We start from the raw sequence: 25,719 nt of genomic DNA, 5'->3' as shown, positions 1-25,719 counted from the left end.
TTTTTTATGTTATTGCCAGTAGCGCCTGCTCGGCTGCCTAGGCAGATCTGCTCTTATTTTTAGTAGACTGTTAGTGATTGATAATCTGACTCCCCAGAGCCTCACTGCCCAGCCAGCCTTCCAATGGGTGCTCGCCTGCCGCATAGGGATTGGTGAAATGCTGATAAATGTATGCCTGTCCATCGGCGCTGAGACAGTCTGCCAAAGCACGCGACCAATTGGGGTTACGGTCTTTGTCAATCAGCAGCGCCCGTACCCCTTCTTTGAAGTCAGGGTTGGCAGCGCAGTGTACAGCGACATTGGCTTCTAGGTACAAGACCTGCTCAAGCGATAGGTCTGCGACTCGATGATACAGTGCATAAGTCAACGCCACTGTCACAGGGCAACCTGCCCGATAAGTGGCAACAGCGCGCTGTGTCCAGCTGTCTTGCGCAAAGTCGGTATCTAGCTTCTCCAACGCCGCGTCGCTTTGCAAGATGGCATCAATGTCACTCAATCCGCCGCTATTCATTAACTGTCCAATGGCATGCCAATAGGTGGCCAGTTTGCTAGCGGGCAACTCAGTGACAGGCTGCGCCGCTAATGCACGGCTGACGATATCGTGCGCGCTGTTATGCTGGCGCTGATGCTGATGACTTATGTCTGTACGGTGAGCGGCTTGCTGCCAATCGCTTTGTTTGAGACGTTGTAAGATGGCATCATAATCACCGCTGCTCACGGCATACTCAGCTAGATTGGACAAGATGGCATCGTTGCCATTACACATCGCCCCAGTCAGGCCTAAAAACAATCCCATCTTGGCGGGTATACGCTGCAAAAACCAACTACCAGAGGCATCAGGGAACAGCCCAATGGTCACCTCAGGCATAGCAAAGCGCGTACGCTCAGTGACCACACGGTGACTACACCCTGCCATCAGCCCCATACCGCCGCCCATAATGATGCCATCGCCCCAGAGTATCAGCGGCTTGGAATAAAAATGCATCTGCCGATAGAGACGGTACTCATGACCAAAAAACTCTGTCGCATAAGGGTTAGGTAGTGGTGCAGACTCTGACATGCTGTCATATAGCTTGCGAATATCACCACCTGCACAAAACGCCTTGTCGCCTGCGCCCTTGAGCACCAACGCCACTACTTGCTCGTCACACTCCCACTGCTCTAATTGCGCAGCCAACAATTGACACATCTCGACACTTAGGGCGTTGAGAGATTTTGGTGTGTTAAGCGTCATAATACCAATGAGATGACCACAGTCTGTCTGTTCAGTATCAAACAATACTGGCGCGGCAGGCGTAGCAGCGTTTTGATTATTGTTATCTGTTGAGGTTGTCATAAAAAGACCTACAAAAAGTAAAATGAATATTAGGGCGTTTTATCAAGACAGTCTTAGGCGTTTATTTATTTTGCCAAGTTGGCTGACGTTTTTCTAAAAATGCTTGCACGCCTTCGCGCTGATCTTCGGTATCAAACAGCTTTACAAATGCTTCGCGCTCATGGATGAGGTTTTGCGCAGGCGGGTTATGTCTAGCTGCTTGGATAAGCGCTTTAGAAAAACTAACGGCAACAGGAGACTGTTTGGCAGCTTTTTTTGCCAACGCTTGTGCTGCTTGTAGTCCTGCGCCTTTGTCCACGACTTCCTCAACCAAGCCGATACGCAAGGCCGTCTCGGCATCGACGCGTTCGCCGCACAATATCATACGCTTGGCCCAGCCTTCACCCACCAGCATCGGCAGATTTTGTGTACCACCAGCACAAGGTAATAATCCCACACCTGTCTCTGGTAGTGCCATCTGGGCGTGTGCTTCTGCGATACGGATGTCACAGGCCAGCGCGCACTCAAGCCCGCCGCCCATCGCGTAGCCGTTGATGACTGCAATACTAACGCCGCGATAAGCAGATAAGGCTTCAAACGCTTCGCCAAAAGCAATGGCCATGCTGATGGCTCGGCCTTTGTCACCGTCTGAGAAATTATTTAGGTCCGCCCCTGCTGAAAAGAACTTTTCACCATCGCCATGAATGATTAGGGCATATATCTCATCATTGGCATTAAGATCCGTCACCAACTGCTTGAGCGCGGGCAAACTATCCATCGTCCACGTATGAGCAGGTGGATTATTTAGTGTCACGGTGGCGATGTGACCATCAATAGCTAGGTTGAGATTGGCATAATCCGTCATAAGTAATCCTTTATTTTCATCACTATTTTTGAAGTGAAGACACGCCATAAACACTGAATACCAAGATTAGCGTAGCTGGCTCAGCGCATCATCATGCATCAGCTGACGCGAGACGATCACGCGCATGATCTCATTGGTGCCTTCTAATATCTGATGGACGCGCAAGTCTCGCACGTGACGCTCAAGCGGATACTCATTGAGATAGCCATAGCCGCCATGCAGTTGTAGTGCTTGGTTGGCCACATCAAAGCAAAGATCGGTAGACAGACGCTTTGCCATCGCACAATAGGTCGATGCTTGGCTGTCTTGATTGTCGACTTTGTTGGCCGCCAGATACAGCATTTGCCGTGCGGTAATGGTCTGGGTCAACATATCAGCAAGCTTGAATTGCACCGACTGCAGACTGGCAATCGGGCTACCAAACTGGCTACGCTCTTGCACATAATTGGTCGCGGTCTCAAGCGCCGACTGCGCTGTACCGACCGCACAGATACCGATATTGATACGTCCACCGTCCAAGCCTTTCATCGCAATACGAAAACCTTGGCCTTCCTCGCCGATTAGATTTTCAGCTGGGACTTTGACATTTTTAAAGCTGATGGTACGTGTGGGCTGTGCTTTCCAGCCCATTTTGTGCTCGTTTTTGCCGTACTCAATGCCATCGCTATGGGCATCGACGACAAACGCCGATATACCTTTGGGTCCGGCGGCGCCTGTTCGTGCCATGACGACCAGGACATCGGTCGCGCCTGCGCCCGAGATAAAGGTCTTTTCGCCATTTAACACATAATAGTCGCCCTGCTTGTCGGCTTTACTACGTAGTGAGGCCGCATCCGAGCCGGCATTGGGCTCGGTCAAGCAATAACTGCCAAGCCACTCACCACTGACCATCTTTGGCAGATATTTTTTACACAGAGTATCGCTGCCATACTCACCGATCATCCAGCCTGCCATATTATGAATACTCATATAAGCAGCGACCGCGGTATCGCCCCATGCCAGCTCCTCAAACACCATGGCGGAGTCTAAGCGCGGTAGCCCAAGGCCGTCATACTCTGGATTGGTATAGAGCCCTAAAAAACCAAGCTCGCCGGTTTTTTTGATGACATCGACTGGGAAATGTGAGGTGCGGTCCCACTCAGCGGCGTTTGGTTTGAGCTCTTTTTGAGCAAACTGTTTGGCGGTTTGACGAAAGGCGATCTGGTCGTCGGTCAATGAAAAATCCATGGGGTCATCCTTGTGCATGCATTACAAATAGAGTAAAAATGGGTCAGCCGTTCCTGTTTTAACGTCGGTTAACGGTATGATTGATACCGTATCGGTCATACAGTATAACAGCGGTATAACGTCATCGACACATACTTGCATGGCAAAAACACACATGGCGACAACCAGCAAGATAGACACTATACCGCAATGACACAGACTAAGGCCTTATATCGAAATAGTGGTATTGACCCCGCGGCTGGCCTCGTCATCAAACCAGCGCGCTGTGACCGTCTTGGTTTGGGTATAAAACTGCACCGCTTGTTTGCCATAAGGACCCAAATCACCGAGTTTACTGGCACGTGAGCCTGAGAATGAGAACATCGGTAGTGGCACAGGAATTGGCAAGTTAATGCCGATCTGTCCGACCTGCACGTCTTGCTGGAACTTATGTGCTGCGGCCCCTGATTGGGTAAAGATAGCAGTGCCGTTGCCATGCGGGTTGGCATTGAGTAGCTCAATCGCCTCATCTAAGCTATCGGCGCGCATGATACACAGCACAGGGCCAAAGATCTCTTCTTTATAGATTTGCATGTCGCTTGTGACATTATCAAAGATAGTCGGTCCTACAAAGTTGCCTTTTTCAAACCCTTCAACCGTGATACCACGACCATCAAGCAGCAAGCTCGCCCCTTCTTCTACCCCTGTACCGATGAGATGCTCAACGCGTGCTTTTGCCGCAGGAGAAATCAGTGGCCCCAAATCCTTATCGTTTTTACCAGCAGATACCACTAGGCTCTCAGCTTTGGCCTTTATATCATCGATCCACTCGCCTGCCGCACCGACCAGCACCACGACAGATAGCGCCATACAGCGTTGACCTGCTGCCCCAAAGGCTGCGCCCGCTAGCTGATTGAGCGTTTGCTCTTTATTGGCATCTGGCAAGATAACGCCGTGGTTTTTTGCGCCCATCATACACTGAGCACGCTTGCCTGATTGGCTGGCACGCTCATAGACATGCTTACCCACAGCGCTAGAGCCGACAAACGATACCGCTTTGATATCTGGATGATCACAGATGGCATCAACTGTGGCTTTGCCACCATGTACGACGTTTAGCACGCCTTCAGGGACACCCGCTTCGATAGCCAGCTCAACCAAACGCATGGTCACCATCGGGTCTTGCTCAGATGGCTTTAGGATAAAAGTGTTGCCCGTGGCAATCGCCATCGGGAACATCCATAATGGAATCATCGCTGGGAAGTTAAATGGCGTGATACCCGCGCAAACCCCAAGCGGCTGCCAGATACTATAAGTGTCAACGCCTGAAGCGACATTTTCGACAAAATCACCGATTTGTAGGTTGGCAATACCTGCAGCATGCTCGACCACTTCTAAACCGCGGAACACATCCCCGCGCGCATCAGCGATAGTTTTGCCCTGCTCTGCTGTCAAAGTCTCTGCCAGCTCATCCATATGCTCGCGAATCAATTGCTGGTATTTTAAAAAAATACGTGCGCGCGTGGTGATGGGTGTTTTGCGCCATGTTTGAAAGGCTGTTTGAGCCGCGGCGACGGCTTGATTAATTTCATCATCCGTGGTCTGCGGCACTTTGGCGATGACCTCTTGGCTAGCAGGATCGGTGATATCGATCCACTCGTTGGTAGTAGAGTCTACAAACTGACCATTGATGAGCTGCTGAACGTGGTGCATAAGATATCCTTATCTTGTCTGCGAGACGACCTTGTCAAGGTGTCTAGTTATACTTAAAAGGGATAAAAAACCAAAAGTTTTTATTGGATTAACAATTAATTTAAAATGATTTATTTTGTATCGTTATTGACTATAGCAATAAAACAAATTTAGGGTCAAGGGCTTTATCAAACTTTTATCTAAGATTTTTGGCTATCTGCATTTTCTTATCATCAAAAACCAAAAAGCCCATGAGCGAGCATGAGCTTTTTAGTATTTAGATTGTATTTTGACTTATTGGGAAAGCCGCCATAAGAGAAGATTCGGGCGTGCCCTAATAATCCTGCATAGATTGTTTGACTGCATCGATTGCAGTTGGGTTATCGAGTGTCGACATATCGCCTGTGGGTTTGTTTTCTGCTAAGGCACGAATAGCGCGGCGTAAGATTTTGCCAGAGCGGGTCTTTGGCAGTGCTTGCGGGAAATAAATAGCTGCCGGCCTTGCGATACCGCCAAGCGATTTTACCACCGCACCGATGACCTGCTGCTCAATGCGAAAGCGGTTTTCGGTCGTTTTCACTTGCTCATGATCTTTTAACACACAAAAAGCAATCGGCAGCTCGCCTTTTAACTCATCTGCAATACCGACGACCGCGCATTCCGCCATCTCAGGATGGGTACTGATGGCCTCTTCTACCTCTTGGGTACCGATACGATGACCGGCGACATTGATCACATCATCGGTACGCCCTAAGATATAAAAATAGCCGTCTTCATCAGTGACTGCATAGTCTGAGGTTGAGTACTGCTGACCATCAAACAAGCCAAAATAGCTACTCATAAAGCGCTCATCGTTGCGCCATACCGTGGTGAGACAGCCAGGCGGTAGTGGTGCACTGATTGCCAGCAATCCTTTTTCGCCTGCTGCGCATGGCTCGCCCGTCTCTTCGTTGAGAACGCGAGCATCATAGCCATACATGGGATAACCAGGTGAGCCTTGCTTGTGCGGTTTGTGATTGAACTTGGGCGTGTTGCTCAAAATCGGCCAGCCGGACTCTGTTTGCCAGTAGTGGTCTAAGATCGGAACGCCTAAATGCTTGGTCAGCCAATTGGCTGTTGACTCATCAAGTGGCTCGCCTGCTAAGAAAAACGACTTGACGCTTGAGACATCATAACGCGTCATCCATGTCTCATCTTGCTTCTTGAGCATACGCACACCCGTCGGTGCGGTAAATAAGATATTGACTTTATTGGCCTCGACGATTCGCCACCAGATACCTGGGTTTGGGCGATGCGGCAGACCTTCATACATCACACTGGTCATACCAGCGAGCAATGGCGCATAGATGGTATAAGAGTGCCCGACCGCCCAGCCGATATCTGATATCGCCCAAAAGGTCTCGCCGGCTTTGCCATCATAGATATAATCCATCGAGGTGGTCAGGGCGACTGCATGACCGCCGGTATCGCGCTGCACACCCTTGGGTGTACCGGTCGTACCTGAGGTATAAAGCAAATAAGATGGTGTGTTGGACTCTAGCCACACCGGCTCAACAGTGGCATTGGCTTCGCAGCTAATGCGGCGCTGCTCAGCATAGTCGACATCGATGGCTTGCGGCTCAAATGGTAGCACCCCGCGATTGACCACCAATACATGCTCGGGCTTGACCGTTGCTTGCGCCACACCTTGATTGACCAAACTCTTATAATTGACCACTTTACCGCCGCGTAGCCCTGCATCGACAGTGATGACCATTTTTGCCTCAGCATCATCCATACGAATGGCGAGGTTGTGCGCGGCAAAGCCACCAAATACCACCGAGTGCACCGCACCGATACGAGCGCAGGCCAGCATGGCATAAGCGGCTTCTAAAATCATCGGCATATAGATGATGACGCGGTCGCCCTTGCCGATACCATGACGCTGTAGCACATCGGCAAAATAATTGACTTCTTTATAAAGGTCATTGTAGGTCAGGCGGCGCTTGGCATAATCGGTATATAGCTCGACATGGTTACCCAAGTCCTTGAACGCATCAACAATAGCAGGAAAAGTCTCTATCAGCTCTTGGTTAATCTCAGAAGACAGCCAAATAAAAGCATCTTGCTCGGCGCGCTCTGCTAGATGACGATCGACACAGTTATAGCATAGGTTGGTTTCGCCGCCGACATACCATTTGGCAAAGGGCAGATTGCTGTCATCGAGGATTTGCTCAGGCTCTTTGTGCCAATAGATACGCTTTGCTTGCTCCGCCCAAAATTGCTCTCGATCATGAATTGAGGCGTGGTAGATATCTGCAAATTGAGAGGCGCTGTCGGCCATATTGGTGGCTGACTCTTGATTGGCAATAGGAGTTTGAATGGTGTCGCTCATAATAGCTGTCCTTAGCGTGACGATAGGTGGGGCAATAAGGCCTTATCAGACATTATCATAACAACATGTCTAAATGAGGTACTGGTCATCCTTACCAGAACTAAAAAAACCGATACGTTATGTATCGGTTTAAAATGTAGCAGAGCAATCGATAAAGGTCAACTATTATGCCTATATTCTCATCGATATTTTAACACAGGCAGGGGCATCATGGGTGCCCATTTTTGTCTATCAAACCTCTGTTTGATCGGCGTACATCTCTCGCATGACTTTTTTATCGTGTTTTCCAACTGAGGTCTTTGGCAAATCATCGACAAACTTAAACTGACTTGGGACGCCATATTTGGGAATGATACCACGCTCGACTGCTTTTTCTGCGATGGCTTTGATATCTTCGACTTTAGTATCTTGGCAGGCAGGTTTTAGGACAACCAACGCCAGCGGACGCTCGCCCCACTGCTTATCACGCACCCCAATCACCGAGACATCAGCCACCGCTGGATGTAGCGACAAAATCGTCTCAATCTCTAATGATGATATCCACTCACCGCCTGATTTGATCACATCTTTTAGACGATCAGTGATACGGATATAGCCATCAGGGCGTATGTATGCGATATCTTGAGTGTGCATATAGCCGTTTTCCCACAGCTCTTTACCAGCATCATCATTTTTTAGATAGCTTTGGGTGAGCCACGGCGCTCGTAGCACCAGCTCGCCTGTCTTGTCTTTGCCTGTGCCCACTGGCTGGTTGTTTTCGCCCCATATCTGCGCATCGACCATCAGTACTGGCTTACCGGTCATACAGCGGCGCGCAACATCCTCTTCTTCGCTCATTTCAGGCTCATCAAGGCTAAACTCCGTTAGGCTAATCAAAGGCGCTGTCTCTGACATACCGTAGCCGGTATAGACCTCAATGCCTTGTGCTAACGCAGCCTTTGCCAGACCCTCTGTCAATCTTGAACCGCCGATGATCATTTTTAGACCATTGAAACTGGCCTCGCGTTCTTGTGCTTCTTTTAGCACCATTTGCAAAATCGTCGGCACACAATGAGTGATACTGACTTTTTCGTTGATTATCAAATCCAGCAGACTGTCGGGGGCATAGCGACCTGGATAAACTTGCTTTAGGCCGACCATGGTGGCGGCAAACGGAAAACCCCACGCATGTACATGGAACATCGGCGTCATGGGCATATAGACGTCGCCGTAGCTGACGCCTTGCTTGTTGGGCAACATACCCAAAGTCGCTGCTTCTGTGAGCGTATGCAGCACCAGTTGACGATGGCTAAAAAACACGCCTTTTGGATCGCCTGTCGTACCTGAGGTATAAAAAGTCGTGGCGATGGTGTCTTCATCAAAATCTGGAAAATCAAATTCACTATCAGCCGCTGCCAGCAGTGCCTCATACTCTCCTGTGACGCGGTTTTGATTGCCGCCAAACACGCCCTCGTGCGACACCCCATTATCATCTAGCCAAATAATATGCTCGATACTGGAGTTTTCAAACTGATAGTCTTTGACCAACGGCGCAAACTCAGAGTTGAGCAACAGCACTTTGGGCTTGGCGTGGTTGATGGTATAGAGGATTTTTTCTGGTGATAGGCGAATATTGACCGTTTGTAAGATATACTCTGACATCGGAATCGCAAAATAAGACTCAAGATAGCGGTGGCTGTCCCAGTCCATAACAGCGATGACGTCCCCTGCGTCCAGGTTAAGGCTATCTAAGACATTGGCTAGGCGGTTAATACGGATAAAGAACTCGCTATAAGTAAAGCGCTGTTTATCTGCATACACGATTTCTTGCTCGAGCGAAACCGTCTTAGCACGATTAAGAAGCTGTTTGACAAGCAATGGATAGTCATAAGCAGCAGGTGCACTGTGATAGATATTTGACATAAATGTAACGTCCTTGTCTTTCGTTTTTGTGGATAACAGATACTTATAAGTAAAGCATGAAACATCCAGATTGTTGTTGTTTTTTCTTACTGAAAAGTCAATGCCAAACCTTTGTCAGCCAAGCACCTGCTTTAAATAAGCCCCTATTTTAAAATAGGTTAATCATATCAAGTATGAATACTGTTGATCAATAGTAAGAAAAAAGCCATGCCATGTAAAGCGGTCTCAGGTAAAGAGCACCAACCACAGGGCTGCATACCTCGTCTATCTACTTTACCGATATTCTACTTTGCCGATATTCGACAAGAGATTTAAGCGGCGTGTGACTTGGTCTTAATCATCCCAATACTGGCAACCAATAACGCCAAAATCTGCACAAACAATAATAGCCACACCGTCAGCGACCACTGTCCGCGCGCATAGGTGATACCGCCCAGCCATGCACCCAGCGTGCCGCCTGCATAGTAACCCATATAATATAGACCCGACGCCAAAGAGCGGCCTTTTTTGACATTGACCGCGATATAACTGATGGTCGCCGACTGGGTAATAAACACTCCAGACGACATCACCGCCAGCCCAATCACCACGCCCCAAAGCGGCGCGACCAATGTCAGCAGTACGCCAAGCATAGAGACCACCACGGCCACGCGTACCGTACGCGCTGAGCCAAAGCGGCGCAGCAATGTGGTAGAAAGCGGCGTGATGATCACCCCCAGTAAATACACGGCAAAAATATTGGCAAGCGCCCCAGTGCTCAGCTCATAAGGCGTATCTGCAAGGTGCAAATTGATAAAGGTAAAACAGCCAACCAACGAAAACAGCACGCAAGCGCCCAATAAGCAAGAAGTCACTACGTAACGATTGGCTAAGTGCTCGCCGAGCGTCTGTATCGCCGAGCGAAAGTTTGGATTGGCCACAAACTGCCGCGACGCAGGCAGCATCTTAGTAACCCATAAAGCGCCAAGTAGCGTCATCGCCGCCATCACATAATAGCCTGCACGCCAGCCGATCAGCTCATGCAAATGCCCCAGCAAAAACCGGCCCATAAAGCCGCCAAGCACCGAGCCTGATACATAAAACGACATCAGCTCTGTGACCGCACGCCCCTCAAACTCCTCGCCGATATAAGCAATCGTCACCACCGTGATACCGGGTACAGAAAACCCCTGTAAAAACCGCCAAATCCCCATCCAGCCGATGCTCGGGCTTTGAGCGATAAGCGCCGTTGGTATCGCCAAAAACAATAAGGCACCAACAATAAACACCTTACGGCCGACAGCATCAGACAGCATACCCAAAAAAGGCGACATAATTGCAATCGCCAGTACCGTCGCGCCAACCACCATACCCGCCTGTACTTCCGTGGCAGCAAAATCTGTGATAAGCACTGGCAAGATAGCCTGCACAGAATAGACCTGCAAAAAAGCAAACATGCCGATAAGCCCCATGGTCAGCTTTAATACCCACGAAGGCGAATGGTGTGGCGTGTTTACGTGATATGCTCTCTCGCCATTTGAGTGGTGAGCGTCGGCGACGTTGCGACTTGTTGTATGATGTATTGGTTTCAAAATAGTACTGACTATATTGGACGCTAAAAAGCGTAAGTAAAAAGAAAGTAGCGCTCTAGGTATTTTAATTATAGTTAGCTGAATATAAAACTGTTATGGATTTAAACGCGCTGCTGGTATAAATTTTACTTGCGTGCTGCGTTCCCAGAGGCTGCGCAAAATTCATCCCAGTAGCGCTATGACATTTTTAGAGTGTATCGACTATACCTACTAACCCTTAGCGCTTGTTAATTAATGAAGCACTATAGCACGAGCGATATCGGTTTTAAGGGCACAAAATGTTATTAATACTTATCACCTAGGCTCTCAAGTGGCTCGGTGTTCTATCTGAGTATGGACATTCTTAAACGTCCAGCAAAAACAACGTCCAACAAGTCCTAAGCTTATACATCGCTCCCTTTGACATATTAACTATTAAAACCTACTATAAATCGGCTTTTATCAGCTTACTCTCTTGTTAAGATTGACTATTAATCCATGCACTGAACTTTTTAAAAGACAACTATCAAAAGACAACTACTATGATGAATTGCCTAACGCGTTTGAGTATAGCTACAACCACAATAGCTACCTACGCGCTACTGTCTACAGCGCCTGCTTCAGCTAAGATTGCACTAACAGAAACGACACAGACAGTGCCAACGCCAACCTCAGCGTCGGTAGCATCGCTAAACCAAGATGTCACTTGTATTCCTGACAGTGCAATTAGCGCTGATAATTTAAGTCAAACAAAAAATAACGGACCCTTTAACATTGCTAGCAAAAAAGTACCACGTGAGTTAGTAGACAGCTTTGGCGGTGGCACTATTTACTATCCGACTAACGCTGGCAACTGCGGACGTTTGGGCGCAATTGCTGTGATACCTGGCTACGTCTCTTATGAATCGTCGATTAAATGGTTGGGACCCCGCCTAGCTGCTTGGGGCTTTGTCGTGATTACAATGAATACCGACTCTATTTATGATAGACCCGATAGCCGCGCTAAGCAGCTAAGCCACGCTTTAGATTATGTAATCAGCGATAATACAGTAGGCAATATAGTAGATCCTGATCGCTTAGGGGCAATTGGTTGGTCCATGGGCGGGGGCGGCGCGCTCAAACTGGCATCTACGCGTAGCAACGTACGCGCCATTATGCCACTCGCCCCTTATCATGATAGAAGCTATGGTGAAGTAACAACGCCGACTTTTGTTATCTCCTGTGAGTACGATGTTATTGCGGCTAATAACAAGTATACCAACTTGTTTTATAAACAAGCGACAGGGCCTAAGATGAATATTGAGGTCAATAACGCCAGCCATCTCTGTCCAAGTTACCGCTTGAATGAAAAGCTACTAAGCAAGCCTAGTATCGCGTGGATGCAGCGTCATATCAATGGCGATACCCGCTTTGATCAGTTCTTATGTGGTCGAGAAGACTATAGCATAAGCCCGCGTATATCGAATTATGATTACGCTGACTGTCCGTAACTGACTTACATACTTGGCTTGTATGTTCCGTTCCAAAAATCTTACTCAAACCTAGCCAATATTGACTATTAGATAGATTTGACGTTTTCTTTCTGCTTCATTGTCACGCGCTATTTCTCATTTGAGATTTAGACTGACCACGACTCCACAGACTTTTTTAATTGGCGATGGAACTCACCGTCCAATAAACAGGATTATGCAGCTGTTAAAATAACAGTCGCGTTATTTAAAATATTGATGCTGGCGTTGAGGTCACGGTCATGAGAAACCTGACAGTTAGGGCACAACCACTCACGCATTTTCAATGTTAGCTCATCTTTACCAAGGATATGATTGCAGTTTGAACAGGTTTTTGAGCTTGGGTAGAAGGGTCCGACTGATTTCACAACCTTGCCTTGCTCAGTGGCTTTGTAGATAAGCTGTCGCTTAAACTCAAAGAAACCCAAGTCACTGATAGCTCTTGATAGCCGCCTGTTCTTAACCATACCTTTGACATTCAAATCCTCAATCGCAATCACATCGAACTCATTAACCAGACTTGTTGTGATTTGATGGAGAGACTCTTGCCTAATACACCTGATCTTATAGTGCAAACGAGAGAGCTTGGTTTTCGCTTTTTCTCTGTTTTTACTGCCTTTTTTAGTGCGACTGAGCGCTTTGTTTAGCGTTCTTAGTTTTTTAAGGTTTGCTTGAAGTGGTTTTGGCGCTTTAATTTTAGTGCCGTCTGATAAAACCAGTAAGTCGGTAATACCAAGATCAACACCAACGCTTTTACCTGTCTTTTTAGTAGGAATTACAGCTTTTTGTATTTCAACAGCCACACTAACAAACCACTTACCGCCACGTTTAGAGATGGTGGCTGACATGATCTTGCCGTCAAAACGTAAAGCTTCTTTTAAGCGAACCCAGCCCAAGTTTGGGATACGAATGGATTTACCTTTAATGGCAAATTGGTCGTTGGATAAACTGAATCTATCGTCACGGCCTTTTTTACGAGCGGTTGGGTATTTCGCTAAGCCTTTAAAGAAGTTGTTATAAGCATCACCCAACTGCATGATTGCCGCCTGCGGAGCGCATTTGGTCACTTCCAGCATATAGGGGAATAATTCACGCTTAATGGCGTTCAATTCGCGTCTGAGCTTCGCCTGTGAGGGCTTGTTTAGATTTTTAGTATCAACCTCAACGCCTGCGGCCAAACACGCATCACGGTACGCTTTGTCAAGCGCATACTGCCGCTGCCACTCATGCAAAGCCCAGTTGTAGGCTTTTCTCGCCACGCCACAAGCACGAGCAAGGTGATTTGCCTGTACGTTGTTTGGCTTGAGTTCGATAATGTGTCCACGGATCATAATGCTTTTTTAACCGCCTCTATTAATTGTTGGTTTTTCTTGCTGCAAGAGCCGTATAGCCTCGCTGAAAATACGGTGATAATCTCCAATACATCTTGGGCTAATTCTTGCTCAAAACTCAACTCTTCACCTTGATTGATTATTACCACTTCAACGTCACGAGCCTCACACAACATGAAAACCAGTTCTGCACCAAATCGTAAAAGCCTGTCTTTATGGGTAATTACCAGCCGTTCAACTTTATTGCTCAGTATGTCATCAAGCAGGTTTTTTAAGCCTTTCTTTTTATAATCCATTCCACTACCAAGATCGGTAATCGTCTCAAAAGTCCAGCCTTGCCTGGCACAATAAAGTTCCAAAACTTGAGACTGGAGAAGTAAGTCGTCTTTTTGATCACGACTCGACACACGAGCATAAGCAATGGTTTTTCGGTCTAATTTAGGTGGTGTATTCAAGGAATGCGGTCTGATTTCACTTAAATCATATCGCCTATGCCCGTTTTCGGTTCGCTTGGCGACTAACGTACCATCCTCATCCCAACGTCTTAATGTGGATTGAGCAACCCCGAAATGTTTGGCAGCCTCCCCAATACTAACCAGTTTCCCCATAACTTGCTCTCTATATTATAGATATAATCTATCTATTATGGTAATAAATAGGTAGGTTTGTATGTATTTTATTTAACTGTTTGCAACCCTGTACAACAAAAGTTACCGTGGGGATAAGTCTAACTAATTAAGCGTATTATGGTTCCCGAATGAATAAAAAGAATTATTCAAAAAACCACTTAAAAGGCTACTTTTATACATTCGTGAACGTCATTCACTATAGAGGCTTATATGTCAGAAGAATTTAAAAAAGATCAGATACATGACCTAGGCGCTGGGTTTTGGAACATTAGAGGCTCTTTTGTCAGAAATGGTATGGTCGATATCGGTAATCAATCAGCGCTCGTTAAGCTAGCATCAGGGAAGTTTATTTTTCTAGATAGCTATACTTTAACTGGTGAGGTACGCGAGCAAGTGCTGGCGCTGACCAATAATGGTAAAGATATTGAAGCCGTGCTCAATGTACATCCTTTTCACACGGTGCACTGCGCGAAAGTCGCCGAAGATTTTCCACACACCACCTTTTACGGCAGCAGCCGTCATCATCAAGAAGTGCCAGAGGTTGACTGGAGCGCGGATTTAGTTGAGAGCGACGCTGTCGCTAAGCGCTACCCTGAGCTACAGTTTTCACAACCAAAAGGTATCTATTACATCGCCCCAGACGACTCCGTACATTCAGGCTCGCTTCTCGTCTATCACCCTGCCAGTCAAAGCATCTATGTCGACGATACCTTTGAGATACCGCCATCAAAGAAGTTTAATGATGTGCAAGCCGGTATCAACCTACATGCGACCACACTTAAAGCATTAAAAGATGAGCCTGACGCTGGCAAAGCATACTGCGACTGGGCGACAAAGCTTGCTCACGAGTGGCGAGAGGTGCGTAACTTTTGCGGGGCCCATTCTGGTCTAGTCGTCTTTGCAAAAGGTGAGTTTGAAGCTGCATTGCTATCGAGAATTGATAACGCGCGCGCTGATTTAGAAGCGGCCTCTAGCCAGACTTAATCGAAAGGCCTAATCAATATGCAGTTACGGCAACTGTAAAGCTTGGTACAAGTTATAAAAGCTGTGCAACGATACTAGCGGCTTGAATCCATTACTATTTACTAGTGACTTGTTTATCAAATGATGTACTATCATAGAGTTTACAATTAAAATTATTAACATCATTGAGGATAATAACCATGGCAGAAAAGATACATGATCTAGGCTCAGGCTTTTGGAACATTCGCGGCGACTTTCGCATTGGCAGCGTTATCAATATTGGTACTCAGTGCTCGCTTATTAAATTAGAGTCCGGCAAGTTTATCTTCTTAGACAGCTATAAGCTGACAGGTGAAGTGCGCGATAAAGTGATGGCCTTGACTAATAACGGTCAAGACGTCGAAGCGGTACTGAACGTACATCCATTCCACACGGTTCACTGCGCACAGATGGCACAAGATTTCCCGCAAGCTACCTTTTACGGCAGTCGTCGCCATGCCAAACACGTACCAGAGGTGGACTGGAGTGAAGACTTGGTCGAGAGTGATGTGGTCGCTAAGCGTTACCCTGAGCTTGAATTTTCAATGTCACAAGGGGTTTATTACATCTCGCCTAATGAGATGATTCATGCAGGCTCCTTATTAGCCTATCATCCTGCTAGTAAAAGCTTGCATGTTGATGATACCTTTATGAGCCCTCCTTCTAAATTGCTTGAAAAAATGTTGCCTGAGGTGATGCTACATCCCACAACCAAAAAAGCGCTTAAAGACGAGCCGAATGCAGGTAAAGAGTACTGCGACTGGGCAACACAAATAGCGCACGATTGGGATGTACGTAACTTCTGCGCCGCGCACTCTTACTTAGTCAAGTTTAAACAAGGCGAGTTTGAAAAAGCGTTACTTAAAGCCGTAAATAAGGCTCGCCCTAAGCTTGAAAATGCTTAAGGAAGATTAAGTTTAATAAAAGCCTCTGCATTTATAGATGCACAGTAAAGATAAGGAAAAACTATGGCAAAACTAGAGTCCAATATCGAACTAGAAGCAGCGGCATTTCGTCGCTTATTGGCTCATTTAGATGAGCGTAAAGATGTACAAAATATCGAGCTGATGAACCTTGCTGACTTTTGTCGCAACTGCTTGTCCAAGTGGTATAAAGCGGCTGGCGAGGAACGTGGTATCGACATCGACTATGAAGAAGCTCGTGAGCTGATCTATGGTATGCCCTACTCTGAGTGGAAGCAGAAGTATCAACAGCCAGCCACACCTGAGCAGTTAGCGCGCTTCAATGAGCTTGAAGCGGCTAAGAACAAAGCAGAATAAGATTACGAGATAAAGCTCAAAATTTAAAATAGACGAAGCCGCTAAATTAGCGGCTTTCTATGGATTTGAGTATACTACTAAATCCTACCGTACCTTGTTTTTGCATCTTGCGATCAAGCAAGCGGCCGATCAGGGGTAATGGTATCACTAATCGACCTTCAGATATCCATGTTACCTGCGTAGTACCATCGCCTAAATCTTTTAAATCTATGCTCCCTTTGCGGTGATCCACTTTAACAGGTCTGGCTTTTTCAATCTTGTACTGCATATGAGTCGGACGCTCAAACGCCGTAATTCGCTCCCAAAATTTGACTGGCCCCGTCTGAATGGTACGTAAAGCACCAACGCCGTTACGCTCGTCATCGCCTTTTGTTAGTAGCTTAGCCGTCCCTACCGCTTTGAATAATCCATAACTGGCATGATCGCTTATGGCTTCAAACACCTCATCAATCGGTTTATTTACGGTACGCTCTACTTTTATTTTAAACATCGGATTATCTCTTTTATGGGAAATGAGAAGCTATAGTCAGTTGAAAATAAAACTGTTATATAAATTTAAACGCGCTACTGGTATAAATTTTACTTGCGTGCTGCGTTCCCAGAGGCTGCGCAAAATTCATCCCAGTAGCGCTATGCGCTTTTTAGAGCGCATCGACTATATTTAGGCTAGTTATATATTGTTATAGCACAACTTTTACTACAAAGCAGTACGCTATTACATGATATCGCTGCTTATATGCATCCGAGCCAGATGTTTTATCGCTTCTGATGTTTAGCACGAATACTGAATTAAGATAACAAAGCCTTTAATTCAATTTTATTATTAATGATATCAGCTAAAGTATAGCCCTCTAAAACGCTAACAAAAGCAGTAAGGGCTTCAAAAAACACCCCCTTTAATCGGCATACAGGACTGATGACGCAGCCTTGCTTTGTAACTGATGAGGCCTTGTTAGCTGTCTCATCAGCCGTTTCATCAATCAAGGTTATCGGTAAGCCTTGTTGCGTCGTGGCATCAGTCTTAGGTACAGTTGCCGCAAAGCACTCAACCAACGCAAAGTCCGGCTCTATCTGCTTAATGAGTATACCTAAATTGATATTTTCAGGCGCACGGGCAAGCCTGATACCGCCATTTTTACCGCGAATCGTCTCTATATAACCCAATTGACCTAATTGATGAATAATCTTTGTCAGATGGCTTCTCGAGATATCATAGCTATTAGCAATATCACTGATGTTCGCTAAAGCCTGTGGCTCAGGCTTTACGGCTAGATAGATTAAGGAGCGCAGCGCATAATCACTATAGTTCGTCAACTTCATGGGCAAATGCTCCTTAACAATTCAAATTTAACCAAACAAACCATCTGGTCTGGGCTTGGACAATATCGGTAAATAGCTGATGCAAAATAGTACAAAGCAGCTAATCCAAGCGCCTTGCGCAATCATCACCCATAATAAGTAATGTTCGACAGCGATAATGGGTAAAAATGCGCGGCTGACAAATACTAATACCATGAGCGCAAACATCACATTGACCATCTTTGGCGGCTGATGAATATTGCGCCCTGTATGCCCTAGTGATACTCGCGCCATCATCGCCAGTGTCATCATACCAACGCCAGCGATAGATAAAGCGTGTACCGCCAGACTGTGACTAAAGCCAAGCCAAGGCTGCAAAGCGTATAAGATAAAGCTCAAACACATGCCAAAAAACGCTAAATACAATGACCAAAGTAAAGGCTTTTGCCAGATCTTTGGGTGATACCAACCGGCTAAACGTATGAGATTGACTATAGCCACCCCAAGAGCAGTGATAGTGAGCAGATATTTGTTAGGATAAAATAGATCAGTGATAAAAAAAGTCAAGAAAAAAACCAGACTCAAGACATCTTGCCATTTGCTATTGCGTACTTTGACATCAATGCCATCATAGGCCAATCCGCGCTCAATAAAAAACGGTACCACGCGCCGGCCAATCGTCAACACTAAGCCGATAATTAGATAAAACCCTAAATACACCCCTATCTTAGTGACAGTCATATCATTAGCAAAAATGCCCCAATAGCACAGTCCGTTGCCTAAAGTGAGTAGCGCAAGTTTGGCCAAAATCCCCATTTGCTTGTATTGCTTAACTTGCAGTACTGCTCGAAACACTACCCACGCCATTGAGGCGACAAACAACATATCGAATATAGCCGCTAATAGTAGTAGCCCCGCACCAATATCTAGACCTAAGCCAAAGGCCAACCAGCTCAAGCGCGCGATTAACCAATAGCTAAAAATAGCTAGCAGCTTATAGCCATAAGGCATCTTCACCCCAGTCCAAGTCTGCACAGCGGTCAATAAGAAACCTGCGACCACGGCTAAAGCATAACCATAAATCATCTCATGACCATGCCAATACAGCGGATTCAATGTCTGCGCGTCGATATCAGTATGACCGGTAAAAACGAACGCCCATAAAGTCATGATAAGTACTGCAAAGACTGCCGCCCCACTAAAGAAAACGCGAAAACTAAGATTGAGAATAGGATGCGGTGAGCTTGGTGGTTTGCTGGGTAGATTGATAGTGTGCATAACTGTTTTCTTAATATAGAGTTAAAAGATAGCGCTATAACATTCATATTAAATGAATGTTATTGTTTATACAATACCATTGTTAAAAAGTCATTTATCCGTTGTCATAACAGAGGTCATAACTGATATAGAGGTTGTGATAGATATTGTGACAGCGACCATTACACTCCTGTTATTGACTCTCATATCCCCGACTGCTTAAATAGTTCTCTTCTAGGAGACTATTATGACTGAAGAACATGCAGCGGACGAGAAACGCAAAATCATCAACAGATTTTTGACCACCCTTACCAAAGAACAACCTCAAATGTACTATGCGACGACCTCTGAGATTTCGCGTAGCATTTATACAATGATCAAAGAGCATACCAACCGTCTATCGGTAGAAGAGCAGGCACTTGTCAGACAAATGACGGTCGAAGAGATTGAAGCGTTACTCGGCTTTCACTCTCGCTAATCTCAGCTATCATACCTCTCGCTTATTATACCTTTCGTTTATCCTAAACAAAAAAAAGACCGCACTGATGGCGGTCTTTTTTTTGCGTTCATTGAGCAAGCACGGCGCATGAAGCAATTAAAATGGGTACTGACGCGGCTCGTTTTGCATAGAAATCCAGTGCGTTCTGGTAAATTCTTCGAGCACCCATTCACCATTAAAGCGGCCGATACCTGAGTTCTTTTCACCGCCAAAGGGTACATTACTCTCATCGTTGACCGAGATGTCATTGATATGTGTCATACCTGCGCGAATATCGCGCGCAAAGCGCAGGCCTTTTTGCATGTCTGCTGTAAAGACAGCGCTAGACAACCCATACATCGAGTCATTGGCAATGGACAACGCATCTTTTTCATCTTTGGCACGAATGATACCGACCAGCGGCCCAAACACTTCATTGCGCGACAAGTCCATCTCGCGGGTGACTTCGGTGAAGATGTGCGGCGGCACCACCTGTTGTCCTTTAATCTCGCCGCTTAATAGCATTTTGGCGCCTTGTTGCTGGGCTTTGGCGATTTTTTCTTTTAGTGACTTGACTTGTTTTTCATTGATGATAGGCCCAACTGCCGTATCTTCTTGGTTTGGATCGCCGACATTTAGTGTCTTAACATGCGCCAAAAAACTCGCCACAAAATCATCATAAATGTCATCTTCGACGATGATGCGGTTGATAGCGATACAGATTTGACCTTGATGTAAAAACTTACCAAAGACGGCCGCTTTTACTGCTTGCTCGATATCAGCATCTTTTAGGACCACAAACGGGCTGTTACCGCCCAGCTCTAGCGCAACTTGCTTGATATAATCGCCGCCATTGGCCAACTCACCGATATGCTTACTGACCGAGGTCGAGCCTGTAAATGACACAAAACTTGGAATATCATGGGTAACGATAGCATCGCCAATCTCGCTACCTGCGCCGACGACTACGTTCAGCAAGCCTTTTGGCAAGCCTGCCTCTTCAAAAACCTTGGCGAGCAGCAAGCCACCAGTGATCGGCGTATCGCTAGCAGGTTTTAGCACCACCGCATTACCCAGTGCTAACGCAGGAGCGATAGAGCGCTGAGTCAAATGGAGCGGAAAATTCCACGGGCTAATCACCGCCACGACACCGATTGGCTCACGGTATACAAAGTTTTCTTTACCAGCGGTGTTGGATGGGCGAATCTGGCCATGGACACGATTGGGAAAAGTAGCCGCCTCTAGCGTAATCGCTCGCGCGCTACCAAACTCTACCATCGCCTTGATACGGGTGCTGCCCGACTCTTTGATAAGCCAATCTACGATTTCTTCTTGGCGCTGGTCCAAAATATTGACCACTTTATACAAGACAGCGGCTCGCTCGGCTGGGGTTTGCTGCGCCCAGCGCTTTTGTGCCGCATGCGCTGCTTGATAGGCGGTGTCGAGCTGCTCTTTGGTGGCCTGCTGAATCTCCACCAGTGTATCGCCACTGTAGGGGTTGATATCGGTATTGACACTATCATCTTGGCCGCTTTGCCATTCGCCTGCGATGTATTGTAGATGAAAATCCTCATACGGGTTTTGGCCGATTTGATTATTGGTATTGGTTGACATAATTATCCTTATTTATCTTATATAATAAAGTAGTAAAAATAATAGCAACTTGCTAGACGACTGGTCTAATGCTACCATGGCCAATATAGTGACGAAACGTATTTGGCCATCTGCTGTGTTGAACAAACGTAACGAGCCTATCCTTGATAGCATCAAAACACATATCAATAAAACGTATAATATATAATAAAGGGAAGCCCCCTATCGTAGCATGACGGCTACAAGACTCACCGTCATATAATCACTGACTGATGTAGCCAATGTTTAGCTTAACTCTTTCAAACCCTATAATAAGAGAACATCTCCCTATGTCTACCAACTTAACGTCTGCCAACGCAACGACCATTCCCCCTGATACTAAAACTCACCTGCTCGATGTCGGCTACCAGCTCATTGCCAAAAAAGGCTTTACCGCCGTGGGTATCAAACAAATACTAGACACCGCTGGCGTCCCGAAAGGTTCGTTTTATCATTACTTTACGTCAAAAGAAGCCTTCGGCGAAGCCATCATCAGTCACTATTTTGTTAACTATAAAACGCGTTTGGATACCATTGGTCGTCGTCACAGTAACGCACAGCAAAAGCTTTATGATTATTTTCAAAACTGGTATGACACCCAGCAAAACGGCTGCGATCACGAAAAATGCCTTGTGGTCAAGCTCAGTGCCGAGGTCGCTGATTTGTCTGAGCCGATGCGTATTGCCCTAAACGCTGGCTATCAACAAATCATTAGTTGGCTGACTGAGCAAATCAAAGCTGGCTGGGCAGATCAGTCGGTGCCCCGCCCTGAGAATATCGCTGCTGAGAGCATGGCAAAACGCTGGTATTTTGCGTGGCTTGGTGCCAGCTTAATCGCCAAGACCAGTCAAACCAACACACCACTGGCAGAAGTATGGCAAATGACCACCTCCCAAATGGGACGCTAAGCCCACCGCTTATCGTCGTCTTTTTTTGAGTAGATATCGATATCACCCGACGGCCAGCCTGCCTATACTGAGTAAGCTGAGTAAATAAGATTTCTGATTTATAAGTATTTTTTGTAAACACTTCTAGACGACCGGTCTAATTGATGTACAATGTGCGCCATCGTAAAAGATAAGTGATTTTATTTTTGCTGTCTTTTTTATCAGACAAACGACATTGACTGAGGAATCTTATGAATAATTTTCAATACTACAATCCCGTACGCATCGTCTTTGGTGAAGGGCAAATCAAAGAACTATCAGAGCTTGTCCCGCAAGATGCTCGCGTACTCATCACTTATGGCGGTGGCTCAGCTGAGCGCACGGGCACCTTGGATGAAGTCAGAACAGCGCTCAAAGCCAACGGTCAGCGCGATATCTTTGAGTTTGGCGGCATTGAGCCAAACCCAGAGTTCAATACTCTGCTAAAAGCGGCGGATATGGTCAATGAGCATGACATCGACTTTTTGCTTGCCGTTGGCGGTGGCTCAGTGATTGATGGCAGTAAGTTTGTCGCCCTTGTGTCTTCTTTGACCACGCAAGATGGTACGGTCTCACGAGATCAGGCATGGGAAGCGCTGACCAGCTATTGCAAAGATATAGACTCAGCGGTGGCGCTAGGCGCAGTATTGACCATTCCTGCGACTGGCTCAGAGATGAACTCAGGCGGCGTGGTCAATCACAGTGACCGTCAGGCCAAGCTACCATTTGGCAACCCGCTTGCCTATCCTAGGTTTTCTATTTTAGATCCGACCAAAACACTCACCTTGCCTGAGCGCCAAGTGATGAACGGGGTGGCAGATGCGTTTGTCCATGTGATGGAGCAGTATCTCACCTACCCTGTCAACGCCAAGGTGCAAGACGCGTTTGCTGAGAGCCTGTTAAAGATTTTGATCGAAGAAGGTCAGGCGGTAAAAGCTGATGCAGAAAACCTCGAAACTCGCAAAAACATCATGTGGACAGCGACCATGGCGCTAAACGGTCTTATCGGCGTCGGCGTACCACAAGACTGGACAACGCATATGATCGGCCATGAACTGACCTCGCTACATGGTATCGATCACGCCCGCACGCTGACTATCTTACTGCCATCAGTACTACGTGAGCTCAAAGACAGCAAAAAAGAAAAACTGCTTCAATACGCTCGTAACGTTTGGGCCATCGACAGCAATACTGATACAAAACAAGACGATGACAGCATTATCGAAACTGCTATTGTATATACCGAGGACTTTTTCCGTAGCCTTGGTTTACCTGTCAGCTTCGTAGATGCCGCGCTCGATGAGTCAGCGATTGACCCTATCATCCAGCAGCTTGACGCTCATAATATGGTAAAGCTGGGTGAGCATAAAGATAATGACTTAACGGTATCACGTCGTATCTTAGAGCGGGCGCTAACTGGCACGGCTTAATGGTCTTTTCATAATCAGTGAATAACTATCGGCAGCCATGCTTCGTTTATTGGCTGCTCGATCTAAAACCATCAATCAATAACAAAAAAGGATCCTTAAAATGAGCTTTGATGCCCAACAAAATCAAACAACAAATCGTCAAATTAAATTGGCCAGTCGCCCAACTGGCGAGCCAAAACCTGAAAACTTTGATATGGCAACCAGCGATATCCCAGCCCCCAAAGATGACGAAATGCTACTGCGCACCGTCTATTTATCATTAGATCCTTACATGCGCGGACGTATGAGCGACGCCAAAAGCTATGCCGATCCGCTAGAAGTGGGCGATGTGATGATGGGTGCCACAGTTGCACAAGTGGTCGAGTCCAATATCGACAATTTTGCCGCGGGCGACTTGGTCGTGTCCAATTCAGGCTGGCAGGATTATAGCGTCAGTAATGGTGAAGGCGTGGTCAAGCTAGACAAAGACATGGCAAACCCCTCTTACGGTCTGGGCGTACTTGGTATGCCAGGGTTTACCGGCTATATGGGTCTGACCGATATCGGTAAACCACAAAAAGGCGAGACGCTCGTCGTTGCTGCGGCCACCGGCCCTGTCGGTGCCACCGTCGGACAAGTGGGCAATCAGTATGGACTGCGTACGGTCGGTATCGCAGGCGGCGCGGATAAATGTGAGTTTGCGGTTCGGGAGCTGGGTTTTGATGTCTGTATCGACCACAAAGCCGATGACTTCGCCGAACAATTAAAAAATGCCTGCCCAGATGGTATCGACATCTATTATGAAAACGTCGGGGGCAAAGTATTTGACGCGGTGATGCCCCTACTCAACGCCCATGCGCGTATCCCTGTATGTGGTCTGGTATCACAGTACAACGCCACGGATTTGCCTGAGGGTAAAGATCGCTTGGGTATGCTGATGGGTCTGATTTTAAGACAACGCTTGACAGTCAAAGGTTTTATTATCTTTGAAGAGTACGGCGATCATTTCCCAGAGTTTTTGGAGACTATGGGTAAATGGGTAGAATCAGGCGCGGTGAAAACCAAAGAGCACATCACTGACGGCTTAAACAATGCACCTGATGCTTTTGTCAAAATGCTCAATGGTGAAAACTTTGGTAAAACCGTCATCAAAGTCGCTGACGTTCAATAACTCAAGTCCCTAATCAAGTAACGACTTTTCAACATAACGGGTTAAAACCGCTACTGAAAACTAGGTGTTAGCCCGTAATAATGTTAGGGCTCGGTTTATTTAGCACCCTTTGTAAAATAAGGACACGCCCTAGCTTAGGCTAAAAATTACAGACATAAAAAGGACAATTATGAATATTTTAATGGTACTCACCTCGCACGACAAACTCGGCGATACCGGTAAACAAACAGGCTTTTGGCTAGAAGAATTTGCTGCGCCTTACTATGCTTTTTTGGACGCTGGTGCCAACATCACACTCGCCTCTCCTGCTGGTGGTCAGCCGCCGCTTGATCCTAGTAGCGATACCGAAGACGCTCAAACCAAAGATACTAAGCGCTTCAAAGAAGATAGCGAGGCGCAAAAGCACCTTGCCAATACCAAAAAACTTGCGGATATGAAAGCTGAAGATTTCGACAGCGTATTCTATCCAGGTGGTCATGGTCCATTATGGGATTTGGCTGTCGACCAGGACTCTATCAGCTTGATTGAAAGTTTTATCAAGCAAGACAAGCCTGTGGCCTTGGTTTGCCATGCCCCTGCTGCTCTCAAAAACGTCAAAGTCGATGGTGAGTACTTAGTCAAAGGCAAGACGGTGACAGGTTTTACCAATACTGAAGAAGACGCCGTCGGCCTAACTGATGTGGTGCCGTTTTTGGTAGAGGATATGCTAAAAGCCAATGGCGGTCACTACAAAAAGGCGGCGGACTGGGAATCTTTTGTCGTCGAAGACGGCTTATTGATTACGGGTCAAAACCCAGCATCATCAGAAGAAGCAGCAAAACGCTTAATGATGAAACTGAACGGTTAAGCGTTTGGTGATTTATATTTCGGTGTTTTATATAATGGAAATGGAC

22 protein-coding genes are annotated in these 25,719 nt (G+C 46.6%); 9 read left to right on the top strand and 13 right to left on the bottom strand.

What is annotated here, in order from left to right:
• Positions 1-70 precede the first annotated feature (70 nt).
• From C6W44_RS10700 to C6W44_RS10670, 7 genes are all read right to left on the bottom strand, one after another.
• Positions 71-1,336, bottom strand: a complete 1,266-nt coding sequence (locus C6W44_RS10700) for an enoyl-CoA hydratase/isomerase family protein (RefSeq protein WP_105245540.1) — start codon at positions 1,334-1,336, stop codon at positions 71-73.
• Between the two features lie 61 nt (positions 1,337-1,397).
• A complete protein-coding gene (locus tag C6W44_RS10695) occupies positions 1,398-2,180 on the bottom strand; it encodes an enoyl-CoA hydratase (protein WP_105245538.1) in 783 nt (260 codons plus the stop codon).
• 66 nt (positions 2,181-2,246) lie between these two features.
• Positions 2,247-3,407 carry an acyl-CoA dehydrogenase family protein gene (locus tag C6W44_RS10690; RefSeq protein WP_105245536.1) on the bottom strand — a complete coding sequence of 387 codons (1,161 nt, stop codon included), beginning with the start codon at positions 3,405-3,407 and terminating at the stop codon, positions 2,247-2,249.
• Positions 3,408-3,614: 207 nt separating this feature from the next.
• Positions 3,615-5,099 (bottom strand): CoA-acylating methylmalonate-semialdehyde dehydrogenase, encoded by a 1,485-nt coding sequence (locus C6W44_RS10685; protein WP_105245534.1) that lies wholly within the window; start codon positions 5,097-5,099, stop codon positions 3,615-3,617.
• 313 nt (positions 5,100-5,412) lie between these two features.
• Positions 5,413-7,452 (bottom strand): propionate--CoA ligase, encoded by a 2,040-nt coding sequence (locus C6W44_RS10680; RefSeq protein WP_227526423.1) that lies wholly within the window; start codon positions 7,450-7,452, stop codon positions 5,413-5,415.
• A gap of 231 nt (positions 7,453-7,683) precedes the next feature.
• Positions 7,684-9,354: a fatty acid--CoA ligase gene (locus tag C6W44_RS10675; RefSeq protein WP_105245532.1), complete on the bottom strand. Its 1,671-nt coding sequence runs from the start codon at positions 9,352-9,354 to the stop codon at positions 7,684-7,686.
• Between the two features lie 311 nt (positions 9,355-9,665).
• Positions 9,666-10,805, bottom strand: a complete 1,140-nt coding sequence (locus C6W44_RS10670) for an MFS transporter (RefSeq protein ID WP_264755637.1) — start codon at positions 10,803-10,805, stop codon at positions 9,666-9,668.
• Positions 10,806-11,446: 641 nt separating this feature from the next.
• On the opposite strand from C6W44_RS10670, the gene C6W44_RS10665 reads away from it, so the two are divergent.
• On the top strand, positions 11,447-12,394 hold the full coding sequence (locus tag C6W44_RS10665; RefSeq protein WP_105245530.1) for a dienelactone hydrolase family protein: 948 nt from the start codon (positions 11,447-11,449) through the stop codon (positions 12,392-12,394).
• A gap of 194 nt (positions 12,395-12,588) precedes the next feature.
• On the opposite strand, the gene C6W44_RS10660 is transcribed toward C6W44_RS10665, so the two are convergent.
• On the bottom strand, positions 12,589-13,743 hold the full coding sequence (locus tag C6W44_RS10660; protein ID WP_105245528.1) for an RNA-guided endonuclease InsQ/TnpB family protein: 1,155 nt from the start codon (positions 13,741-13,743) through the stop codon (positions 12,589-12,591).
• Positions 13,740-14,351, bottom strand: a complete 612-nt coding sequence (locus C6W44_RS10655; protein WP_105243882.1) for an IS607 family transposase — start codon at positions 14,349-14,351, stop codon at positions 13,740-13,742. Before C6W44_RS10655 ends, C6W44_RS10660 begins: the two co-directional genes overlap by 4 nt.
• Positions 14,352-14,582: 231 nt before the next feature.
• On the opposite strand from C6W44_RS10655, the gene C6W44_RS10650 reads away from it, so the two are divergent.
• The 3 genes from C6W44_RS10650 to C6W44_RS10640 all read left to right on the top strand — a co-directional run bounded on the left by C6W44_RS10650 (position 14,583) and on the right by C6W44_RS10640 (position 16,654).
• The gene (locus C6W44_RS10650) at positions 14,583-15,356 is read left to right on the top strand and encodes a hypothetical protein (protein WP_105245526.1); all 774 of its coding nucleotides are present in this window, start codon (positions 14,583-14,585) and stop codon (positions 15,354-15,356) included.
• Positions 15,357-15,535: 179 nt separating this feature from the next.
• On the top strand, positions 15,536-16,279 hold the full coding sequence (locus C6W44_RS10645; protein ID WP_105245524.1) for a hypothetical protein: 744 nt from the start codon (positions 15,536-15,538) through the stop codon (positions 16,277-16,279).
• Between the two features lie 63 nt (positions 16,280-16,342).
• Positions 16,343-16,654: a DUF1244 domain-containing protein gene (locus C6W44_RS10640; protein WP_105245522.1), complete on the top strand. Its 312-nt coding sequence runs from the start codon at positions 16,343-16,345 to the stop codon at positions 16,652-16,654.
• Positions 16,655-16,700: 46 nt separating this feature from the next.
• Here the strand turns inward: C6W44_RS10640 and C6W44_RS10635 are convergent, their stop codons facing one another.
• The 3 genes from C6W44_RS10635 to C6W44_RS10625 form a co-directional block, all read right to left on the bottom strand.
• Positions 16,701-17,144: an SRPBCC family protein gene (locus C6W44_RS10635; RefSeq protein ID WP_058024525.1), complete on the bottom strand. Its 444-nt coding sequence runs from the start codon at positions 17,142-17,144 to the stop codon at positions 16,701-16,703.
• A 299-nt stretch (positions 17,145-17,443) separates the two neighbouring features.
• Positions 17,444-17,974, bottom strand: a complete 531-nt coding sequence (locus C6W44_RS10630; protein ID WP_105245521.1) for an Rrf2 family transcriptional regulator — start codon at positions 17,972-17,974, stop codon at positions 17,444-17,446.
• 27 nt (positions 17,975-18,001) lie between these two features.
• A complete protein-coding gene (locus C6W44_RS10625) occupies positions 18,002-19,231 on the bottom strand; it encodes an NnrS family protein (RefSeq protein ID WP_105245519.1) in 1,230 nt (409 codons plus the stop codon).
• A 226-nt stretch (positions 19,232-19,457) separates the two neighbouring features.
• On the opposite strand from C6W44_RS10625, the gene C6W44_RS10620 reads away from it, so the two are divergent.
• Positions 19,458-19,688 carry a hypothetical protein gene (locus tag C6W44_RS10620; protein WP_100749732.1) on the top strand — a complete coding sequence of 77 codons (231 nt, stop codon included), beginning with the start codon at positions 19,458-19,460 and terminating at the stop codon, positions 19,686-19,688.
• Between the two features lie 117 nt (positions 19,689-19,805).
• Here the strand turns inward: C6W44_RS10620 and C6W44_RS10615 are convergent, their stop codons facing one another.
• Positions 19,806-21,302, bottom strand: a complete 1,497-nt coding sequence (locus tag C6W44_RS10615; RefSeq protein ID WP_105245517.1) for an aldehyde dehydrogenase family protein — start codon at positions 21,300-21,302, stop codon at positions 19,806-19,808.
• A 308-nt stretch (positions 21,303-21,610) separates the two neighbouring features.
• On the opposite strand from C6W44_RS10615, the gene C6W44_RS10610 reads away from it, so the two are divergent.
• The 4 genes from C6W44_RS10610 to C6W44_RS10595 all read left to right on the top strand — a co-directional run bounded on the left by C6W44_RS10610 (position 21,611) and on the right by C6W44_RS10595 (position 25,673).
• Positions 21,611-22,228, top strand: a complete 618-nt coding sequence (locus C6W44_RS10610; RefSeq protein ID WP_105245515.1) for a TetR/AcrR family transcriptional regulator — start codon at positions 21,611-21,613, stop codon at positions 22,226-22,228.
• Between the two features lie 230 nt (positions 22,229-22,458).
• Positions 22,459-23,676, top strand: a complete 1,218-nt coding sequence (locus C6W44_RS10605) for an iron-containing alcohol dehydrogenase (RefSeq protein WP_105245513.1) — start codon at positions 22,459-22,461, stop codon at positions 23,674-23,676.
• 100 nt (positions 23,677-23,776) lie between these two features.
• On the top strand, positions 23,777-24,826 hold the full coding sequence (locus C6W44_RS10600) for an NADP-dependent oxidoreductase (protein ID WP_105245510.1): 1,050 nt from the start codon (positions 23,777-23,779) through the stop codon (positions 24,824-24,826).
• 169 nt (positions 24,827-24,995) lie between these two features.
• The gene (locus tag C6W44_RS10595) at positions 24,996-25,673 is read left to right on the top strand and encodes a type 1 glutamine amidotransferase domain-containing protein (RefSeq protein ID WP_105245508.1); all 678 of its coding nucleotides are present in this window, start codon (positions 24,996-24,998) and stop codon (positions 25,671-25,673) included.
• Positions 25,674-25,719: the final 46 nt, after the last annotated feature.

This window comes from Psychrobacter sp. Marseille-P5312 (genome assembly GCF_900291405.1).
Classification (GTDB): Bacteria; Pseudomonadota; Gammaproteobacteria; order Pseudomonadales; family Moraxellaceae; genus Psychrobacter; species Psychrobacter celer.
Note: the sequence above shows the minus strand (reverse complement) of the source record. Positions and strands in the feature narration are given on the sequence as shown.

Excerpts from the sequence above, each read along its gene's own strand:
- C6W44_RS10685 (WP_105245534.1), bottom strand. The coding sequence starts at position 5,099 with ATGCACCACGTTCAGCAGCTCATCAATGGTCAGTTTGTAGACTCTACT.
- C6W44_RS10650 (WP_105245526.1), top strand. The coding sequence starts at position 14,583 with ATGTCAGAAGAATTTAAAAAAGATCAGATACATGACCTAGGCGCTGGG.
- C6W44_RS10675 (WP_105245532.1), bottom strand. The coding sequence starts at position 9,354 with ATGTCAAATATCTATCACAGTGCACCTGCTGCTTATGACTATCCATTG.
- C6W44_RS10680 (WP_227526423.1), bottom strand. The coding sequence starts at position 7,452 with ATGAGCGACACCATTCAAACTCCTATTGCCAATCAAGAGTCAGCCACC.
- C6W44_RS10635 (WP_058024525.1), bottom strand. The coding sequence starts at position 17,144 with ATGTTTAAAATAAAAGTAGAGCGTACCGTAAATAAACCGATTGATGAG.
- C6W44_RS10615 (WP_105245517.1), bottom strand. The coding sequence starts at position 21,302 with ATGTCAACCAATACCAATAATCAAATCGGCCAAAACCCGTATGAGGAT.
- C6W44_RS10620 (WP_100749732.1), top strand. The coding sequence starts at position 19,458 with ATGACTGAAGAACATGCAGCGGACGAGAAACGCAAAATCATCAACAGA.
- C6W44_RS10645 (WP_105245524.1), top strand. The coding sequence starts at position 15,536 with ATGGCAGAAAAGATACATGATCTAGGCTCAGGCTTTTGGAACATTCGC.
- C6W44_RS10695 (WP_105245538.1), bottom strand. The coding sequence starts at position 2,180 with ATGACGGATTATGCCAATCTCAACCTAGCTATTGATGGTCACATCGCC.
- C6W44_RS10630 (WP_105245521.1), bottom strand. The coding sequence starts at position 17,974 with ATGAAGTTGACGAACTATAGTGATTATGCGCTGCGCTCCTTAATCTAT.
- C6W44_RS10610 (WP_105245515.1), top strand. The coding sequence starts at position 21,611 with ATGTCTACCAACTTAACGTCTGCCAACGCAACGACCATTCCCCCTGAT.
- C6W44_RS10605 (WP_105245513.1), top strand. The coding sequence starts at position 22,459 with ATGAATAATTTTCAATACTACAATCCCGTACGCATCGTCTTTGGTGAA.
- C6W44_RS10700 (WP_105245540.1), bottom strand. The coding sequence starts at position 1,336 with ATGACAACCTCAACAGATAACAATAATCAAAACGCTGCTACGCCTGCC.
- C6W44_RS10595 (WP_105245508.1), top strand. The coding sequence starts at position 24,996 with ATGAATATTTTAATGGTACTCACCTCGCACGACAAACTCGGCGATACC.
- C6W44_RS10690 (WP_105245536.1), bottom strand. The coding sequence starts at position 3,407 with ATGGATTTTTCATTGACCGACGACCAGATCGCCTTTCGTCAAACCGCC.
- C6W44_RS10660 (WP_105245528.1), bottom strand. The coding sequence starts at position 13,743 with ATGATCCGTGGACACATTATCGAACTCAAGCCAAACAACGTACAGGCA.
- C6W44_RS10600 (WP_105245510.1), top strand. The coding sequence starts at position 23,777 with ATGAGCTTTGATGCCCAACAAAATCAAACAACAAATCGTCAAATTAAA.
- C6W44_RS10640 (WP_105245522.1), top strand. The coding sequence starts at position 16,343 with ATGGCAAAACTAGAGTCCAATATCGAACTAGAAGCAGCGGCATTTCGT.
- C6W44_RS10625 (WP_105245519.1), bottom strand. The coding sequence starts at position 19,231 with ATGCACACTATCAATCTACCCAGCAAACCACCAAGCTCACCGCATCCT.
- C6W44_RS10670 (WP_264755637.1), bottom strand. The coding sequence starts at position 10,805 with ATGGGGCTTATCGGCATGTTTGCTTTTTTGCAGGTCTATTCTGTGCAG.
- C6W44_RS10655 (WP_105243882.1), bottom strand. The coding sequence starts at position 14,351 with ATGGGGAAACTGGTTAGTATTGGGGAGGCTGCCAAACATTTCGGGGTT.
- C6W44_RS10665 (WP_105245530.1), top strand. The coding sequence starts at position 11,447 with ATGATGAATTGCCTAACGCGTTTGAGTATAGCTACAACCACAATAGCT.